The 17001-nt window shown below is 70.1% G+C and carries 18 protein-coding genes; 6 read left to right on the top strand and 12 right to left on the bottom strand.

Translation table 11 applies throughout. From position 1 onward, the window contains the following. The 4 genes from C0481_RS15035 to C0481_RS15020 all read right to left on the bottom strand — a co-directional run bounded on the left by C0481_RS15035 (window position 1) and on the right by C0481_RS15020 (window position 1735). The gene (locus C0481_RS15035) at window positions 1–210 is read right to left on the bottom strand and encodes a hypothetical protein (protein WP_293405203.1); all 210 of its coding nucleotides are present in this window, start codon (window positions 208–210) and stop codon (window positions 1–3) included. 144 nt (window positions 211–354) lie between these two features. Then, window positions 355–651 (bottom strand): GNAT family N-acetyltransferase, encoded by a 297-nt coding sequence (locus tag C0481_RS15030; RefSeq protein ID WP_293405201.1) that lies wholly within the window; start codon window positions 649–651, stop codon window positions 355–357. Then, window positions 648–959 carry a GNAT family N-acetyltransferase gene (locus C0481_RS15025; protein ID WP_293405199.1) on the bottom strand — a complete coding sequence of 104 codons (312 nt, stop codon included), beginning with the start codon at window positions 957–959 and terminating at the stop codon, window positions 648–650. The genes C0481_RS15030 and C0481_RS15025 overlap by 4 nt, the downstream gene beginning before the upstream one ends. Window positions 960–1009: 50 nt before the next feature. Further along, a complete protein-coding gene (locus C0481_RS15020; protein ID WP_293405197.1) occupies window positions 1010–1735 on the bottom strand; it encodes a hypothetical protein in 726 nt (241 codons plus the stop codon). A 171-nt stretch (window positions 1736–1906) separates the two neighbouring features. Here C0481_RS15020 and C0481_RS15015 point away from each other — a divergent pair, with 171 nt between their 5' ends. Then, window positions 1907–3265 carry an SLC13 family permease gene (locus C0481_RS15015; protein ID WP_293405196.1) on the top strand — a complete coding sequence of 453 codons (1359 nt, stop codon included), beginning with the start codon at window positions 1907–1909 and terminating at the stop codon, window positions 3263–3265. A gap of 3 nt (window positions 3266–3268) precedes the next feature. Here C0481_RS15015 and C0481_RS15010 read toward each other — a convergent pair whose 3' ends face one another. Further along, a complete protein-coding gene (locus C0481_RS15010) occupies window positions 3269–4327 on the bottom strand; it encodes a class I SAM-dependent methyltransferase (RefSeq protein WP_293405195.1) in 1059 nt (352 codons plus the stop codon). Between the two features lie 140 nt (window positions 4328–4467). On the opposite strand from C0481_RS15010, the gene C0481_RS15005 reads away from it, so the two are divergent. Continuing rightward, window positions 4468–4716, top strand: a complete 249-nt coding sequence (locus C0481_RS15005; RefSeq protein ID WP_293405193.1) for a DUF333 domain-containing protein — start codon at window positions 4468–4470, stop codon at window positions 4714–4716. Here the strand turns inward: C0481_RS15005 and C0481_RS15000 are convergent. After that, window positions 4701–5339, bottom strand: coding sequence for a VOC family protein (locus C0481_RS15000; RefSeq protein WP_293405191.1), 639 nt, complete (start codon window positions 5337–5339; stop codon window positions 4701–4703). The genes C0481_RS15005 and C0481_RS15000 overlap by 16 nt on opposite strands. After that, a complete protein-coding gene (locus C0481_RS14995; RefSeq protein WP_293405189.1) occupies window positions 5339–5851 on the bottom strand; it encodes a hypothetical protein in 513 nt (170 codons plus the stop codon). The genes C0481_RS15000 and C0481_RS14995 overlap by 1 nt, the downstream gene beginning before the upstream one ends. A gap of 154 nt (window positions 5852–6005) precedes the next feature. Here C0481_RS14995 and C0481_RS14990 point away from each other — a divergent pair, with 154 nt between their 5' ends. Next, the gene (locus C0481_RS14990; protein WP_293405187.1) at window positions 6006–6941 is read left to right on the top strand and encodes a nitronate monooxygenase; all 936 of its coding nucleotides are present in this window, start codon (window positions 6006–6008) and stop codon (window positions 6939–6941) included. On the opposite strand, the gene C0481_RS14985 is transcribed toward C0481_RS14990, so the two are convergent. Continuing rightward, complete coding sequence (locus C0481_RS14985) at window positions 6938–7318, bottom strand: hypothetical protein (RefSeq protein ID WP_293405185.1); 381 nt, start codon at window positions 7316–7318, stop codon at window positions 6938–6940. The two genes, C0481_RS14990 and C0481_RS14985, sit on opposite strands and share 4 nt — an antisense overlap. A gap of 84 nt (window positions 7319–7402) precedes the next feature. Here C0481_RS14985 and C0481_RS14980 point away from each other — a divergent pair, with 84 nt between their 5' ends. The 3 genes from C0481_RS14980 to C0481_RS14970 are packed head-to-tail and all read left to right on the top strand — an operon-like array spanning window position 7403 to window position 10700. Continuing rightward, entirely contained in the window at window positions 7403–8392 is a 990-nt protein-coding gene (locus tag C0481_RS14980; RefSeq protein ID WP_293405183.1) for a WYL domain-containing protein, read from the top strand. A 2-nt stretch (window positions 8393–8394) separates the two neighbouring features. Beyond that, complete coding sequence (gene gloA, locus C0481_RS14975) at window positions 8395–8895, top strand: lactoylglutathione lyase (RefSeq protein WP_293405182.1); 501 nt, start codon at window positions 8395–8397, stop codon at window positions 8893–8895. A 59-nt stretch (window positions 8896–8954) separates the two neighbouring features. Next, window positions 8955–10700, top strand: a complete 1746-nt coding sequence (locus C0481_RS14970; protein WP_293405181.1) for an amylo-alpha-1,6-glucosidase — start codon at window positions 8955–8957, stop codon at window positions 10698–10700. A gap of 142 nt (window positions 10701–10842) precedes the next feature. On the opposite strand, the gene C0481_RS14965 is transcribed toward C0481_RS14970, so the two are convergent. From C0481_RS14965 to C0481_RS14950, 4 genes are all read right to left on the bottom strand, one after another. Continuing rightward, window positions 10843–11667, bottom strand: a complete 825-nt coding sequence (locus C0481_RS14965) for a PIG-L family deacetylase (RefSeq protein ID WP_293405180.1) — start codon at window positions 11665–11667, stop codon at window positions 10843–10845. Continuing rightward, on the bottom strand, window positions 11664–12680 hold the full coding sequence (locus tag C0481_RS14960; protein WP_293405179.1) for a serine hydrolase: 1017 nt from the start codon (window positions 12678–12680) through the stop codon (window positions 11664–11666). The genes C0481_RS14965 and C0481_RS14960 overlap by 4 nt, the downstream gene beginning before the upstream one ends. Before the next feature lie 65 nt (window positions 12681–12745). Continuing rightward, window positions 12746–13912, bottom strand: a complete 1167-nt coding sequence (locus tag C0481_RS14955; RefSeq protein ID WP_293405178.1) for an MFS transporter — start codon at window positions 13910–13912, stop codon at window positions 12746–12748. After that, window positions 13909–17001, bottom strand: a complete 3093-nt coding sequence (locus C0481_RS14950; protein ID WP_293405177.1) for an efflux RND transporter permease subunit — start codon at window positions 16999–17001, stop codon at window positions 13909–13911. The genes C0481_RS14955 and C0481_RS14950 overlap by 4 nt, the downstream gene beginning before the upstream one ends.

Here is a 17001-nt window from a genome sequence, read left to right as displayed (position 1 = left end):
TCAGGCCAGCAGCGGGTCGGGGCCCTTGACCCGGGCGCAGGTAAGCACGCGGCGCCCGCCTTGCCAGACGACGACGTGCGAGGCGCTGGGATGCTGCTCCAGGAGCAGCATCGCCTCGGCCTTCGCCAGGCGATCTGTCGGGCAGCTCCTCGCCTCGAAGGTCGCGGCGACGCCGTCCGATTTCGTGGGATAGATCGTATAAAGAGGCACAACGTGTTCCCTTCCGGTGTGGCGGGAGCACGGGGCCTCTGGCCAGGACTTCCAGTCGTCGCACGCCGGGATAGCCCCTCAACGACGATAGTCCAACCTACGCCCGATTCAGCTCGCCCGGCGTGACGTTGCCGTGATCGTCCGCTAGCTCGCCACGGCCGCCCGCTCATCGGGATGCACGAGGTCGTGCAGCTCGGGCCGCTTGGCGATGTAGGCGCGGAAGAAGCCGCAGTGCGGCCGCACCATCAGGCCCTGTTCGCGGGCATAGGCGAGGGCGGCCTGCGCCAGTTTCGAGGCCAAGCCCTGGCCCTCGAAGGCCCTGGGCGTGACCGTGTGCGGAAAGACGATGCTGTCGCCGATGATCTGATAGTCGGCGAAGGCGACCTCGCCGCCGCCCAGGGCGATCTCGAACCGGCTCGGCGTGCGGACGACGTCGGTCATGCCTTCGCTTTCAGGCCGGGCCGCTCGTCGGGGTGCACCATCTCGTACAGCTCGGGGCGCTTGGAGATGTAGGCGTGGAAGAACGGGCAGTGGGGCCGCACCCACAGCTTCTGCTCGCGGGCGAACTGCAGGCCGGCCTCGACCAGCCGCTTGCCGACGCCCTGGCCGGCGAAGGCTTCGGGCACCACGGTGTGCGGGAAGATCACGCTGTCGTCCTTAAGCCGGTACTCGGCGAAGGCCACGTCGTCGCCGACCCGGAACTCGAAGCGTTTGTCGGTGCGCACCACGTCGGGCAGGGGGTCGGTCATCTGGGTCCTCTTCGGAGCGCGGGATCTGGTCTGGGAAATCTAGGGCGGCCTCAGTCCTTTCGCCACTCGCTGATTTGCCCGCCGGTGTCGCCGTCCTCGAACGCCACGCGGTCGAGCTGCACCGCCGCGATGCAGACCGGCCGCTGGTCGGCGCTATCGGCGCGGCAGCGGATGGCGCGGCCGTCGGGGAACGCCGCGAACCGGCCCTCGAGCACGAGGCGATAGCCGTTGGCGGGCGCGACCGGCGGCGTCTCGCGCTCGCCCCGCGCCGTGAAGCTGTAGGCGCGGCCGTTGCGACGGCCAAAGCGCGAGCCTTGCGGTTCGAACACGGCGGCCAGGCCGACCGTCTGCGGGCTCGGCGTCGAGGCGGGGGCGTCCTCCACGGCCGCCGAACCCTGCGGACAGGCCTCGGTCTGCAGCCAGGGCCGGTCGATCCAATAGCCTTCGACGGCGTCCCAGACCTTGGCCTCGACCGCCGCGGCCGCCAGCGGCGAGGCGGCCCAGTCGGCGGGCGTCAGGCTCAGCTCCACGGTCTTGGTCTTGGCCCGCAGCGCGGCGCTGGCCAGACCGGGCTTGGTCTCGCCGGCCGAGGCCAGGCAGCCGAAAGGCGTGCGGATCGTGAAGCTGCGGCCCGCGAGCGGATCTGCGCCCTCCGGCGCGATCCCCGCGGCGTAGCTCGACGCGGCGGCCGCAGCGGCGGCCAGGAGGTCGGCGCGGCCCAGCGTCGGCGGCGGCGCGATGACCTTCGGCGCTTCGGGCGGGGGCGGTTCGATCACAGGCGGGGCCGGCGGCGGCGCGGACTCTTTGGGGCTGCAGGCCAGCAGCAGGCAGGAAGGAAAAAGGACGGCGGCGAGGCGTGTCCGTCTCCGGCGCGTTGAGTTCACATCTGCGGGAGGCATGGGCGCAACGCTAGCATGTGACCGTCCGCACGTTCCAAGAACCTTGGCGTGAACGTCACGGAAGGTCTCCCCGCGCCGATGAACTTCGATCAGATCGCCGCCCTCGTGGTCCTCGTCGCCGTCGTCGGCGTGCTGATCCATGGACGGCTCCGGTCGGACGTGGCCGCGTTGTCGGCCGCCGCGGCGCTGCTGCTGCTGGGGGTGATCCGGCCGGTCGAAGTACAGGGCGCCTTCGCCAGCCCCGCGGTCATCGCGCTCGCCTCGCTGTTCGTCATCGCCTACGCCATAGAGCTTTCAGGCCTGCTCGGTTTGATGATCCGCCAGGCGACCAAGATGTGCGCCCGGCTGGGCGAGAAGGGCCTGTGGCTGGTCATCGGCTTCTGCGGCACGGTCGGCGGCTTCCTCAACAACACGCCCATCGTGGTGCTGGCCGCGCCGGTGATCCGCGACGTCGCGACCTCCATCGGCCTGTCGCCGAAGCGCTTTCTGATGCCGCTCAGCTACGTGACCGTGATGGGCGGCCTGCTGACCCTGATCGGAACCTCGACCAACCTGCTGGTCAACGACATGGCCCGCAACGCCGGCCAGCCGACCTTCGGCCTGTTCGAGATCACGCCGGTCGGCCTGTGCGTGGCCGGGGCCGGGGCGCTGTACCTCTATGTCTTCGGGGTGCGCCTGTTGCCCAAGGGGGACGAGGCTTCGCCCGACACGTCGGCGCCGTTGCCGCTGGGCGAGGCGCGCGGCCATGAGGGCGGGGCCGGCGATGCTGTGCTCGGCGATGTGGCGCTGTTCAGCGCCGCCGACCGGCCGCTGCAGCTGGGCAAGGCGCTGACAGCACTGGCGGTGTTCGTGGCGGTGGTCGCCGCCGCCGCCTTCGGGGCCGCGCCGATCTCGGCGGCCGCCTTCGCCGGGGCGGTGTCGTTGATCCTGCTGCGGGTGATCAGCCCGGAAGAGGCCTATGCCGGCCTACGGCCCGACGTGCTGCTGCTGATCGCCGGCATGGTGGTGGTCGGGCTCTCGATCGAGGTCACCGGCCTGGCCGCCATGGGCAGCGAGTTCCTGATCGGCTTCATCCGCCCGTTCGGGCCGTTGGCGGCGCTGATCATCCTCTATGGCGTTACGCTCGTCGCCACCGAGTTCCTGTCGAACGCGGCCGTCGCGGTGCTGGTCACCCCGATCGCCGTCGCCCTGGCCGAGAGCCTGGGCGTCGATCCGCGGCCCTTCCTGGTGGCGGTGATGATGGCGGCCAGCGCCGCCTTCGCCACGCCGTTCGGCTACCAGACCAACGTTCTGGTCTTCCAGATGGGCGGCTACAGCTACATGGACTTCGTCCGCGTCGGCGTGCCGCTGAACATCGTCACCTGGATCGCGGCGATGATCGCGATCCCGGTGTTCTTTCCGTTCTGAACCCTACGGCCGCACGTCGAACACCAGATTGAACGGCGTCTCAGTCGCCCGCTTGAAGTGGGTGAAGCCGGCGTCTTCGGCCACCTGCCGCAACCGCTTCTCGCCGGCCTGGGCGCCCAGGCCCATGCCGACTTCCTGGCTCAGCGAGGCGGGCGTGCAGATCATCGTCGAGGCCGAGTAGAAGATCCGCCCAAACGGATTGAGGTTGTCGGCCAGGTCGTCGTTGGCGAACGGCTCGACCAGCAGCCAGCTGCCGTCGGGGGCCAGGCTCTCGCGGATGTGCTTGGCCGCGCCGACCGGATCGCCCATGTCGTGCAGGGCGTCGAAGATGGCGATCATGTCATAGGCGCCGCCGTTGAAGTCCTTGGCGCTGGCGACCTCGAACGTCACCCGGTCGGCGACCCCGGCTTCTTTGGCCGCCTCCCTCGCCCGCTCGATCGACGGGCCGTGATAGTCGAAACCGTAGAACTTCGAGTTGGGATAGGTCTTGGCCATCAGCACGGTCGAGGCGCCGTGGCCGCAGCCGACGTCGGCGACCCGCGCGCCGGACTTCAGCTTGCCCTCCATGCCGTCCATCGCCGGGATCCACTCGGTGGTCAGGTGGGCGTTGTAGCCCGGCCGGAAGAACCGCTCGGTGCCGCGGAACAGGCAGACGTCGTGCTCGTGCCAGCCCAGGCCCTTGCCGTTCTTGAACACGGCCTCGACCTTCGGCTCATCGCGGAACATCGCCGCCAGCACCTCGAACCCGCCGGCCATGAACGCTGGGCCGCCCTCGTCGGCGAACACCATCGCCTGCTCGGGGGTGAGGAAGAACTCGGACTTCACCGCGTCGTACTCGACGTAGCCGGAGGCGGCCTGGGCGGCGAGCCACTCGCGGACGTAACGCTCGGTGGTGCCGGTCTGGGAGGCGAGCTTTAGCGAGGTGGTCGGCCCGCTCTTGGCCATCGCCTTGTAGAGTCCGAGCTGGTCGCCGAGGATCACCAGCGCCGCGGAGATGGCCGCGCCCATGTCGCCGAGCATCTTGCCCTGGAACGCTTCGAGTTTGGATTGATCGACTTGCACTTGGCCCTCCTTTGGTGGGGCGTGCGTTCGGATGACGATGTTCTGTCACCGCCCGGCGCGGGTTTGTAGACATCAGGCCGTGCGTGGATCGCGTTCTGATTGCGAGGCGGCGGGCTGGTCGCCACAGAGGAGCCAAGGCGATGTTGAGAGCTTTGACGTGGGCGTCGCTGACGCTGCTTGGGGCGTGCGCGCCGACGCTGTCGAACCCCCCGACCGGCCAGGCCGTCGGCATGGCCAATCCGGCCTCGGTGCACTGCAGCGCGCTCGGCGGGGTCAGCGAAATCCGCAGCAGTCCGGACGGCCAGTACGGCGTCTGCAAGCTGCCGGACGGCAAGGTCTGCGAGGAGTGGGCGCTCTATCGCGACAAGGTCTGTCAGCCGGCGACGTGATCGCGCGATGACAGGCGGACCGCGCCGTTCGGCGTGTCGAGTTCGGCGGTGATCTCGGCCGGACCGACCTCGATCCCGACCTCCACCTCCAGGCGGTCCAGCAGCGGGCCCAGGCTCCAGGCCTCGGGGTGGCGCAGCGACAGGCCGGTCAGCCGGCAACCTTGGTCGTCGCCCTCCGAGGGGTGCGGACTGTCGCCCCAGTCGATGAAGAACGGCGCCAGCGGACCATAGGCGTGTCCAGCTGGGATCAGCAGCCGCCAGCGCACCAGCCGCCCGCTCGGCAGCCGTCGCGACATCGGGATGATGCCGGCGTGCGGCAGGCCGGCCTTCTCCAGCTTCACAGCGACCCGGTCCAGGCGATCAGTGGCGACGGCGAAGGTGTGCAGGGTCGGGGCGGCCAGGGTCGCCAGTTGCGATGCGGCGCCGGACTGGGCGGCTTGAGCCGGGTCGGGGGCGAGGATTTCCAGATAGCTGCCGGCGCCGAGGCCGAGCACGGCGTTGCGGGTGCCGGCCCCCGGATGGGTCCCGCTGGGCGCGGCCTTGGCGCCGGTGCGCGCCTGCAGGTCGCCGATCGCGCGGTCGAGGTCGGGCGCGGCCCAGACCAGATGGTCGATGCGCGTCATCAGGACGCCCGCCGGCGGAACGCGAGCACGTTGTCCTCGGCGCCCTCCAGCGCTTCGGGCGGTCGGGCGGTCTCGATGGTCGGCAGCCGCAGGACATATCCGCTCATCGACAGGGCCTGGGCGACCAGGCAGGCGGCGGCCGGGAACGGTGCGCGTGGGGCGTCCGCCAGCAGCCAGGCGAGGTGCGCGTCGAGCCGCGGATAGTCTTCGGCCTGGGCGGCGGCGAACAGCGCCAGCACCGACTGCTCGTCGCGGGTGACACGATAGGAGCCTGGTGCGGCGAGGGTGATCTTGCGGCGTCCGCAGATGCTCAGTTCGCGCACGAACACAGTCAGTGCGGTCAACGCCTCCAACCCCAGCGGACCGCAACTCTCTTCGAACTGGCGGCGCACCAGATGGCAGTCGCCGGCCCAGAAGGCCGCGGCGCGAAACGCCCAAAGCAGCATGTGTTCGCCGTGGGAGAGGTCGCAGAGGCGGGCGTGGTCGTCTGGCCGGTGAGCGTGCTGGGGCATGGGGTAGGCTCCTTGGGCTCCTGTGACCGTATTGCTACTGATAATGACTCGCAATAATCATTTTGCGGTCGCGGTGATTTCGCCGCGGCCGGGCGCTTGACGCCGCCGCCTGCTGGCCGCCCAATGGTTCAAACAAGCGTTTGGGAGGCGCTCCATGATCAAGACCCGCATCACGCAGATGCTCGGGATCGAGTACCCCATCGTCCAGGCGCCGATGGGCTGGATCGCCCGCAGCCAGCTCGCCTCGGCGGTGTCCAACGCCGGCGGCCTGGGGATCATCGAAACCTCGTCCGGCGAGCTCGACGCCGTGCGCGAGGAGATCAAGAAGATGCGCGATCTCACCGACAAGCCATTCGGGGTGAACATCGCCCAAGCCTTCGTGCGCGACCCCGACATCGTCTCGTTCGTGGTCGACCAGGGCGTGAAGTTCGTCACCACATCGGCCGGCGATCCCAACAAGTACTGCTCGGCCCTGAAGGAGGCCGGTCTGACGGTCTTCCACGTGGTGCCGTCGCTCGGGGCGGCGCTGAAAGCGATCGAGGCGGGCGTCGACGGGCTGGTCGTCGAGGGCGGCGAGGGCGGCGGCTTCAAGAACGCGCGGGATGTCTCGACGATGGTCCTGCTGCCGCTGGTCTGCTCGAAGGTGAACGTGCCGGTGATCGCCGCCGGCGGGATCACCGACGGCCGCTCGATGGCCGCGGCCTTCGCGCTCGGCGCCGAGGGCGTCCAGATGGGCACCCGCATGGTCTCGGCCGCCGAAAGCCCGGTGCACCAGAACTGGAAGGACGCCATTGTCGGCGCCAAGGAAACCGACACCGTCTTCCTCAACCGCTTCGGCCCGGGCCCGGCCCTGCGCGCCCTGCGCACCGAGAAGACCGGAACCTACGAGCGCGAGGGCGGCGAGGGCGTGATGGGCGAGTTCGCCCACGCCAAGGAGATGTACTTCGGCGGCGACCTGGAGAAGTCGATCCCGCTGACCGGCCAGGTCGCCGGCCGCATCGACGCGGTCAAGCCGGTGGCCCAGGTCATCGCCGAGACCGTCGCCGAATTCGAGGAGACGGTGAAGACGATGGGCAAGCGCTGGGGCTAGGCCGCCGCGCTCACCGGGCGAAAGCTCTCCTCGTCGAACAGGGCGTCCCAGTCGGCCCAGCGGTCGGCCGCGTCGCGCAGGCGGGCGTCGTCGCGCACGGTGTGGACCTGGCCCTCGACCTCGTCCCAGATCACGGTCAGATCGGCCAGCCGATGGGCGTCCGCGCCCAGCTTGCCCTCGAACTGCAGCTGCTCGATCATGTCCGCGGACAGGCGCAGCTTCAGCCGGCCTCCCGCTTGGCGCACCGCCACGTCGGCATGGGTGATGACCTGATCGATCATCTCGGCGTTGGCCGGCGCCAGCGGGCGGCGGGCCTCGAACAGGAACAGCGGGTCGGCGTACGAACGGCGGAACGAAGTCACTCGGGCGGCGGGCATCGGGAAGTCCTTTCCTCTCGGCAGGTTCTTGTTAAAGTGCCGATGCGTCAGAAGCGGACGTATGTTTGTTCTGGAAAAGTTCTCATGCGTCACGAGAAGGCTGCGCGCCTGCTGGATCTGGCCCGGATGCTGGCCTCGTCCGCTGAGGGCCTGACCCTGGACGAGATGGCTGACCGCCTGGGCGTCGGCCGCCGCACCGCCGAGCGGATGCGTGACGCCGTGCGTGAGGCGTTTCCACAGCTGGAGGAGGTCGACGACCCGCCGACCCGTCGCTTCCGGATCCCGGCCGGCCTGGACGGCATCTTCCAGGCCCCTAGCGCCGACGAGTTCGCCGCCCTGCGCGCCGCCGCCGAGCAGTACAAGGCGGCCGGCGCACGGGCCAGGGCCGGGGCCCTGCTGTCGCTCGAGCAGAAGGTGCTCTCGGCGATCCGCGCTGGGGCGCGGCGCAAGCTGGCCCCCGACCTTGAGGCCCTGCTGGAAGCCGAGACCATGGCCATCCATGCTGGTCCGCGCCCCTTCGAGGACGAGACGGTGCTGGGCGCGGTGCGTGAGGCGATCATCTCGCTGCGCCGGCTGCGGCTGCGCTACGAAGGCGGCTCCTCGCCCGGCCGGGTGCGCGAGATTACGCCTTTCGGCCTGCTGTTCGGCCGCTCCAACTACCTGGTCGGCGGCGAGGGAGATTCGCCTGAGCCGCGCACCTGGCGCCTCGACCGCATCCGCGACATCGAGGTGTCCGAAACCGCCGGCTCGCGCCCCGCGGGCTTTTCGCTGCAGGCGTTCATCAACCGCAGCTTCGGCATCTATCAGGACGAGGTCGAGGAGGTGGTCCTGCGCATCCTGCCGCACGGCGCCGAGGAGGCCATGGGCTGGCGCTTCCACCCGACCCAGTCGATCGAACCCCAGGACGGCGGGTCGGTGCTGGTGCGCTTCACCGCCGGCGGCATGCGCGAGCTGGCGTGGCACCTGTTCACCTGGGGCGACAAGGTGGAAATCATCGCCCCACAGCGGCTAAGGAGCGTCATGCGCGAGGAGCTGGCCGCGGCGGCCCGGGCTCACGGCATGAAGGACATCTGACGATGAGCGCCACCGACGGTTTCGTGCTGAACCAGACCATGCTGCGGGTGAAGGATCCGGCCAAGACGGTGCCCTTTTACCGCGACGTTCTCGGCATGACCCTGGTCGATCGCTACGACTTCGAGGCCGGCAAGTTCTCGCTCTACTTCATGGGCTATCCGGGCGGCGAGATTCCCAGCGACCCCGCCGAGCGCGTGAAGTGGGTGTTCGAGCAGCCGGCGCTGCTGGAGTTCACTCACAACTGGGGGACCGAGGACGACGCCGACTTCGCCTATCACAACGGCAACAGCGAACCGCGCGGCTTTGGCCACATCGGTGTGTCGGTGCCGGATGTCGACGCCGCCTGCGCCCGCTTCGAGGACCTGGGCGTCGAGTTCGTAAAGCGCCCGAACGACGGCGCCATGAAGGGCATCGCCTTCATCAAGGACCCGGACGGCTACTGGATCGAGATCTTCTCCGGGGCGAACTTGAAGCGCCTGATCACCGCGGTGCGCGCGAGCTAACTGCGCGCTTTCGCGTTCTTCTAGAGGGCCTGCACCATGGCCAGCCTCGGGAGCCGCCGATGCCGATCCTGACCCCTCGCGCCGACGGCCTGGTCGAGAGCGCGACGCCGGTCCTGCTGCCGGTCATGGCCCCGCGCCTGCAGGGCGAGCTGTCGGCCGCGGGCTTCGGTGATCTGGCGCTGTGGGGCGAGGGCGACCTCGGCCGGATTCGCTTCACCCCGCTGGCCGGTCCCTATGTGCATGGCCCCAACCTGCTGACGGCGCCGGGGGGCGGGATCTTCGTCGCCCAAGAGGCGCCGGTGATGGTGATCCGCGGCGCCGCCTATCGAGGCTTCACGCCGGCCCGGCGTTGCGCCTCCTGGGATCGCATTCACCATCCGACGACCGGCGTGCGCCGCGAAAAGACCAGGCGCCGCGTCGACCTGCCGTGGGCCAACGTCCTGATCGAGCAGCGCGGCGCGGACCTGGTGATCGCGGCCGGGACAGACATCGCCGAGGCCGAGCGCGCGCTGCATTTCTCGGTCGACACCATCGTCGCCGAGGCGCGCGCCTATGCCGATCATTGCGACCAGCTGCGCGAGGCCGATCCCATGCTGCGCAGCATGGTCATGCAGGGCACGCATGCCGCGCTCTCCAGCATCCGTCGCGACGAGCGCGGCCGCTTCGACGGCCTGGCCGCCGGACTGCACTATTCGGCCCCGGCCCGCACCTACTACCGCGACGGTTACTGGACGCTGCAGCTCTTGCTGACGGCCGCCCCGGCCATGGTCCACGAGCAGATCGAGATGCTGGCCTCCGGCGTGCAGCCGGACGGCGAGGCCCCCAGCGGGGTCATCGTCTCCGGGCCCGAGCAGGCCAAGGCATGGGAGGAGCTGCGGACCACGGTGTTCGGGCTCGACTGGATCCACACCCGCTCGAACGACTGGTGGAGCGACCACTTCGACTCGCCGCTGTTCTTCGTGCTGGCGATCGGCGACTACGAGCGGGCCAGCGGCGACGATGGTCCAGCCGAGCGCCACTGGCCGCTGATCCAGGCGATCTATGAGCGCTATCGCGGCTTCTCCGAACAGGGCCTGCCGGTGAAGCCGCGCCACGACCGCGACTGGGCCGACAACGTCTATCGCGGCGGCTTCGTCGCCTACGACCTCGGCCTTTGGGTCGGGGCGCTCGACGTGATCGCGCGGCTGGGACGCAAGATCGATCCGAAGCTCTCAGGCGACGCCAGGGTGCTGGCCGAGCAAACCCGCGAGGCGCTCGACGGAGCGCTGTGGGGCAAGGCCGGCTGGTACGCCGACTATCACGCTCCGCCGGGCCTGGAGGATGTCGAGCCGACCCTGGAAGATCACCTCACCCTCGACAGCCTGACCCTGCTGCGCCACGACGCGGTCCCGCCGGACCGGGCGCTGCAGGTGCTGGAGGCGGTGCGCGCCAATCTGGAGAGCCGCCACAACGCGACCCAGACCTATGGCGACTGGGGCGTGATGTGCTGTTTCCCGCCCTACAAGCATAAGGCCGACACCCGCTCGAAATCGGCCTTCGCCTACCGCTATCACAACGGTTCGGACTGGCCGTGGCTCTCGGGGATGTACGCCGAGGAGCGCCTGCGCCGCGGCCTGCCGGGCTGGCGCTATCCGATGCTGCGCTGGTGGGAGACCTGCCTCGAACAGGGCTGGATGGGCGCGGTCGAGTACTTCGCCCCGCCCTGGGGGCGCGGCTCGTTGTTGCAGGGTTGGTCCGGCATGCCGGCGGCCGCAGCGCTCAGGTACCGCGATGTGGTGCTGGCGGGCGACCCGGACGCGGTATGACCAGAAATGCTCCCCCGCTGGGGGAGCTGTCAGCCGTATGGCTGACTGAGGGGGACTTTGACGCTGCAGCTTGAGTGCAGTCCCCCTCCGTCTCGATGCTTCGCATCGAGCCACCTCCCCCAAGAGGGGAGGATCCAATCCTCTAGCGATCGACCGCCAGCGCGAAATACTCGCGATCGAACAGCCGATAGTACAGCCAATGCGGCACGCGATCGGCATAGGGCTGGACGTCGGCGATCACCTTGGCCTGCGAGGCGTGGATGTCGAGCAGTCGCCGCTTGCGCCGTCCCTGTGCGACGATGTTCACCGCCACGGTCGGTGGCGGCAGCCCGTCCTCAGGCACCTTGGGATAGTTGTCGCGGAACGCGCTCACCAGCTTGAGCGCCAGGGCGACCATCGGCCTCGGCAAGGTGGCCTGATAGAGCCGCCGCACCGACGGCGCTCCGGTCTCGATCACCTCGCGCACCCATCGGCCGGTCTGGACATGGTCCGGATGACCGTAGAAGCCGACCTTCTCGTCGAAGCTGATCACCAGGCTGGGCGCGAAGCGCTCGATCAGGCCGGCGATCGCGGCGCGGGCGGCGGCGGGGTCGCTAGCGGTCAGCCCGCCGTCGGGAAAGTCCAGCACTTCGACGTGGGCCGCACCGAGATGCGCGCCCGCCGCCTGCGCCTCGGCGCGCCGCACCCGCGCCAACTCCTCGCGCGTATAGCCGGTGTCCTTGGCCGCTTCGCCGGCGGTCAGATAGACCAGGGTCAGGTCGACGCCGGCGCGGGCCATGCCGGCCAGCGCGCCGGCGCAGGTGATCTCGTCGTCGGGATGGGCCCAGATCGCCATCGCCCGCCGCGGCGCGCCGTCCGCAAGCAGGTCGCGGGCGACCGGCACGCCATCGTCGTTCAGTTGCTTGCGGGCGAGCCAGAAGGTCGCTCCGCCCTTCGCCGCCGCCAGAGCCGGCAGCAGCCACATCATCGGAAGCAGTCCACCGCCTGGCCGACCCACGCCGCCAGCGCCTCCTTCTTGTCCAGCGGCGTGGCGCCGTGGCGCACCAGGATCAGGTCGAGTTCCGGGACCAGCACCGTGAACTGTCCATCATAGCCGTTGGCCGAGAACGAGCCCTCGCCGGCGATGCCCAGCCACCAGTGCGCGCCATAGCCGAGCTCGCTGGCGCCGGGTTGCTGGAAGGTCGGCGTTCGGGCGTAGTCGACCCAGCCCTCGGGCAGCAGCCGGCGGCCGTCCCAGACGCCGTCGCGCAGATAAAGCAGGCCGAAGCGCGCGAAGTCGCGGGCGCTGGCGTAGCAGAACGACGAGCCGATGAAGGTGCCGGCGGCGTCGAATTTCGGGATCGGGGTCGTCATGCCGAGCGGGCCGAACAGGCGCTCCTGCATGAACGCCTTCAGGTCTCCGGCTGCCTCGCCGGCGGCCCGGGCCACGATGTTGCTCGTGCCGCTGGCGTAGGACCAGAAGGTGTCCGGCGCATGCTCTAGCGGCAGGCTGGCGGCGTAGTGCGCGACGTCGCCCTTGCCGGACTGGAACAGCATCTCGATGACGTCGGAGACACTGCCGGGTACGTAGTCCTCGACGAACTTCAGCCCGCTCGACATCCGCAGCAGTTGGTCGAGGGTGATCACGCCGCGCGGGTCGCCCTCGGCGCTCCATTCGCGGACCTTGGCCGGGGCGTGGACGTCCAGCTTGCCGTCCAGCACCAGCATCCCGACCAGCGACTGGGTGATGCTCTTGGCCTTCGACCAGGACGGATAGGTCGCGTCCGGGCCATGGCCTTCGCCATAGCGCTCGAAGATCAGCTTGCCGCCCTGGACGATGGCCAGGGCGTGGGTCTCGCCGACGCCGTCGCCCTCGAACGCCTGCGTCAGCAGCGCGTCGAAACGCGCGCGCTGCAGCGACGGCGGCAACTCGCCAACGGGCCAGGCCTGCGTCGGCCAGGGAACATCGGCGGGCTGAACGGGCAGGGGGGCGAGGGCCATGCGTGTCACTCGTTCGAGATCGGAGCGACCATTACCAACACCGTTCGCCGAAGGGCCGCAACCGCCTAGGCGGTCGCCAGGCGCTTCACCCGGCCGGCGGTCAGCGTCCAGAACAGCGCCCCGCTCACCGCCAGCGCCATCGACGCCGAGGTCAGGGCCGGTCCGCCGAAGCCGCTCAGCATCGCGCCGCCGACTGCGCCGCCCAGGGCTTGGCCCATCGAGGCGGCCGAGCCGTTCAGCGCCAGGGCCATCGGGGCGGCGGTCGGCAGCGCCTCCACCAGGCGGGTCTGCACGACCGGCATGATCGCGAACAGCGCCGTGGCGGCGATCAGGATGGCGCTGCAGACGACGGCGTAGGTGGCCGGCCCGGCCGGCGCGCCGCCCAGCAGCTCCAGTTCGTGTAGCCCCGCGCCCAGCGCCAGGGCCAGGAAGGCGAGGCCCACGGCCAGGCCGCCCTTGCCGCGGTCGGCGCTGCGTCCGCCCAGCCACAGGCCGATGAAACTGCCCACGCCGATGGCGATCTGGAAGGCGCCGACGCCCGCGCCGGTGATCCCGGTCTGCAGGCGAATGAGCGGAGCGATGTAGGTCGAGACGGTCATGTTGGCGCCGAAGGCCAGGAAGGTCGCGGCCCACAGCGGCAGCGCCGTGGGGATCGCTAGCTTGCCGCCCTTGATTGGCGGCGGGGCTTCGACCTTCGGGGTGGCCAGCGCCACGGCGATGAAGGAGATCAGCGAGAGCAGAGCCGAGAGCGCGAAGGTCGCGCGCCAGCCGAAGGCCGCGCCCACGACGCTGCCCAAGGGAATGCCCAAGAGGAACGCGATGGTCATCCCGCCCATCACCGTCGCCATGGCCGATCCGCGCCGCTCCGGCGGAACCAGACTGGCGGCCATGGTCGAGGCGGCCGGCCCCGCCAGGGCGGCGATGGCGCCGAGAGCGGCGCGCAGCCCCAGTAGTTGGCTGAAGTCGGCCGCGACCATGCAGACCAGGCTCAGCACCACGGCCAGACCAAGCGCGGTCAGCAGCACGCCCTTGCGTTCCAGCTTGCCCAGCAGCATCGCAAGCGGCGGCCCGGCCAGGGCCGAGGCCAGCACATAGGCGGTCTGAAGTTGGCCCGCCGCCCCGGTCGAGACGCCGAGGTCCGCGGCCATGCTCTCCAGCAGGCCGGCGAAGATGAAGGCGCTGGATCCGAACGAAAACGTCGAAAGCGCCAGAACGAAGATGCGCGGGTTCATGCCGCCCGAGCTTCAGCGCCGAACTCGCCCACGTCGACCGAGTTCTTCTCGTCGCCGCGTGAGAGAAGCAGATAGGTCACCGGCGTCGCGACGCGGCTGAGGAAGGTCGAGGTGATCAGGCCGCCGATGATGGCGATGGCCAGCGGCGAGTAGAGGCCCGAGCCTTCGAGGGCCAAGGGCAGCAGGCCGCCGATCGCCGTCACCGAGGTCAGCAGCACCGGCAGGAAGCGCACTTCGCCGGCCTTCTCGATCGCCTCGCGCAGGCCCATGCCGCCCTTGCGCAGCTGCTCGGTGAAGTCGACCAGAAGGATCGAGTTCTTGATCTCGATGCCGATGAGCGCGATCAGCCCGATCGTCGCGGTGAACGACAGCGAATGGCCGGTCAGCCACAGTGCAGCCACCGCGCCGAACAGGCCGAGCGGGATCACCCCGGCCACGACCAGCGCCGTGCGGAACTTGCCGAACTCCAGCACCAGGATGGCGAGGATGCCGAACACCGCCACCAGGATCGCCGCGCCCAGGCCGGCGAAACTTTCGGACTGGGCCTCGGCCTGACCGCCGAGCGACAGGGTGTAGCCGGCCGGCATCGGCAGCTCCTTGGCCAGCCGCGCTTCGACGTCGGCGGTGACCTTCGAGGTCAGCGCGCCGGTGCGGACCTGCGAGGTCACGGTCACCGTGCGCTCGCGGTCGTAGCGGGTGATCAGCGCCGGGCTGGAGCGGAACGTGGGCTGGGCCACGGCCGCCAGCGGCGCCGCCTGGCCGCCGGCGGTCGGCACGTGGATTTGCGACAGCGCCGAGAGCTCGTTGCGCTCGCCCATCGGCAGACGGACGCGCACCGGATAGTCGTCGCCGTCGGGATCGCGGTAGCGGGCGGCGTCCTCGCCGGACAGCGCCAGCCGCGCGGTGCGCCGCGCCGCGCCCGCCGGCATGCCCAGCGCCGCGGCCTTGGCCTCGTCGAGGCCGAGGTCGATGTCGGTGCGGTCGAGCCGTAGCGGGTTCTCGACGTCGCGGGTTCCCGGCGTCGTCTTCATGATCTGCTCGGCGCGGGCGGCCAGCGCCTTCAGCACGTCGAGGTTCTCGCCGGTGATGCGGATGGCGACCGGGGCCTCGATCGGCGGGCCGTTCTCGAATGTGACGATGCTGATCCGCGCGCCGGGATAGCGCGCGAAGTCGGCCCGCAAGGCGTCCAGCACCTTCTCGCTCTTGCCCGGCTCCCAGGCCTTCAGGCTGGCGAACACCTCGCCGTAGCTGGCCTGGGTCTGGCGTTGTTGCTGGTTGTAGAAGATCTGCGGGTTGCCGCGGCCGAGGTTGGCGGCGGTCCAGGCGACCTGCGGCGTCGCCTTCAGGCGCGCCTCGACGTGACGCAGGGCCTGGTCGGTCTTGGCCATCGACGAGCCGTCGGCGGTCTCGACCCGCACGAGGAACTGCGGGGTCTCCGCCGGCGGGAACAGGCTCGAGCCGATGGCGCCGAGCAGCGGCACGGTGGTGGCGCAGATCGCCCCGATGATCGCCACGGCGACCCACGGCCGGGCCAGGGCACGGTGCAGCACCGGCGTGTAGAAGCGGTGGATAGCGCCGTTGACCGCCCGCAGAATGGCGTTGCCCTCCGGCTCCTCGTGGCGCGACAGCATGCGGCTGGCCAGGAACGGGATGATGGTCAGCGCCACCACCAGCGAGGCCCCGACCGTCGCCAGCACGGTCACCGGCAGCGAGCGAATGTAGGCGCCCGACCCGCCCGGCAGGGCCAGCAACGGCAGGAAGGCGAACATCAGGGTGGCGGTGCAGCCGATCACCGCCAGGGTGATCTGACGCGTGCCGTTGATCGCCGCGTTCAGCCGGGTTTCGCCCTCGCGCAGGTGGCGGGCGATGTTTTCGGTGACGACGATGCTGTCGTCCACCAGCAGCCCTAGTGACAGCACGAAGCCGGCGATGGCCAGCTGGTTGACCGTGAAGCCCAGCGCCTGCAGCACCGACAGGCCGATCAGCAGCGACAGCGGGATCGACAGCATCACCACCCCGCCGGCCCGCAGGCCGAGCGGCAGCAACGTCACCATCACCAGGGCCAGCGCCAGGCCGAAGTCGCGGAACAGCCGTGAGAGGCGGTGGGCGACATTGTCGGCCTGCACGAAGCCGCGCTCCAGCTTCACGCCGGCCGGCAGGGTTTTCTCGAAGGCGTCCAGGGTCTGCTCCACGCCCTTGGTGACGCGGGCGACGTCGGCGCCGTCCTTCTGGGCGACCGTGACGAACACCGCGCGCTGGCCGTTGAAGCGCGTCAGGTGATCGGCTTCCTGCTGCGCCCAGCTCACCTGGGCCACGTCCTTGACCCGCACGACCTGGCCGTCCACCGCCCGAACCGGCGTGTTCGCCACGGTCTCCAGGTCGCGGAAGGCGCCGCCGGCCTTGACGTTGAAGCGGCGTTCGCCGGCATGGGCCGCCCCGACCGGGGTCTCGGCGCCGGCCGCGCGCAGGGCGTCGGCGACCGCCGTCGGCGGCAGCTGCATCGCCGCCAGCTTGGGCAGGTCGATCGCTACGCGGACCTCGGACGGCGGCGCGCCCCAGTAGCGCGCTTCGCGCACGCCGGGGGTGCGGTCCAGCCGCTCGCGCAGGGTGTCTGCCAGCTTTTCCAGCCGGCGCATCGGCAGATGCTCGCTGACCAGCGCCACCTGGACGATGGCGACCTCGGTGGTGCGCGCGCGCCGCACTTCCAGCTGGGCCAGGCCCGGGGGCAGGTTGGGGCGCAGGGCGTTCACCTCGCGCACGACCTCGTCGTACTTGCGCTCGGTGTTGACGCTCCAGTCGAACTCGACGCTGACGATGGCCGCGCCGTCCAGGCTGGTCGAGGCGATCTTGCTGACGTCGTCTAGGCCGTCGAGCGCGTCCTCGATCGGATCGGCGACCAGCTGCTCCATCTCGGCCGGCTCGGCGCCGGGCAGCACCGCGCGGACGATCACCACGGGGATCGGGAAGTGCGGGTCCTCGGACCGCGGCGTGGTCATCAGGGCGTTGAGCCCCAGCATGGCCAGCAGGGCGAAGGCGACCAGCGTGAACTGCCAGTTGCGGACGGCGAAGGCGGCGACGTCGAACCTCAT

The sequence above is a fragment of the Phenylobacterium sp. genome (genome assembly GCF_013822795.1).
In the GTDB taxonomy this organism is placed as follows: domain Bacteria; phylum Pseudomonadota; class Alphaproteobacteria; order Caulobacterales; family Caulobacteraceae; genus Phenylobacterium.
Note: the sequence above shows the minus strand (reverse complement) of the source record. Positions and strands in the feature narration are given on the sequence as shown.

Bases quoted from the DNA above. Each gene is read 5' to 3' on its own strand.
- C0481_RS15030 (WP_293405201.1), bottom strand. From the start codon at position 651: ATGACCGACGTCGTCCGCACGCCGAGCCGGTTCGAGATCGCCCTGGGC.
- C0481_RS15025 (WP_293405199.1), bottom strand. From the start codon at position 959: ATGACCGACCCCCTGCCCGACGTGGTGCGCACCGACAAACGCTTCGAG.
- C0481_RS15005 (WP_293405193.1), top strand. From the start codon at position 4,468: ATGTTGAGAGCTTTGACGTGGGCGTCGCTGACGCTGCTTGGGGCGTGC.
- C0481_RS15000 (WP_293405191.1), bottom strand. From the start codon at position 5,339: ATGACGCGCATCGACCATCTGGTCTGGGCCGCGCCCGACCTCGACCGC.
- C0481_RS14995 (WP_293405189.1), bottom strand. From the start codon at position 5,851: ATGCCCCAGCACGCTCACCGGCCAGACGACCACGCCCGCCTCTGCGAC.
- C0481_RS14990 (WP_293405187.1), top strand. From the start codon at position 6,006: ATGATCAAGACCCGCATCACGCAGATGCTCGGGATCGAGTACCCCATC.
- C0481_RS14985 (WP_293405185.1), bottom strand. From the start codon at position 7,318: ATGCCCGCCGCCCGAGTGACTTCGTTCCGCCGTTCGTACGCCGACCCG.
- C0481_RS14980 (WP_293405183.1), top strand. From the start codon at position 7,403: ATGCGTCACGAGAAGGCTGCGCGCCTGCTGGATCTGGCCCGGATGCTG.
- gloA (WP_293405182.1), top strand. From the start codon at position 8,395: ATGAGCGCCACCGACGGTTTCGTGCTGAACCAGACCATGCTGCGGGTG.
- C0481_RS14970 (WP_293405181.1), top strand. From the start codon at position 8,955: ATGCCGATCCTGACCCCTCGCGCCGACGGCCTGGTCGAGAGCGCGACG.
- C0481_RS14965 (WP_293405180.1), bottom strand. From the start codon at position 11,667: ATGATGTGGCTGCTGCCGGCTCTGGCGGCGGCGAAGGGCGGAGCGACC.
- C0481_RS14960 (WP_293405179.1), bottom strand. From the start codon at position 12,680: ATGGCCCTCGCCCCCCTGCCCGTTCAGCCCGCCGATGTTCCCTGGCCG.
- C0481_RS14955 (WP_293405178.1), bottom strand. From the start codon at position 13,912: ATGAACCCGCGCATCTTCGTTCTGGCGCTTTCGACGTTTTCGTTCGGA.
- C0481_RS14950 (WP_293405177.1), bottom strand. From the start codon at position 17,001: ATGAGGTTCGACGTCGCCGCCTTCGCCGTCCGCAACTGGCAGTTCACG.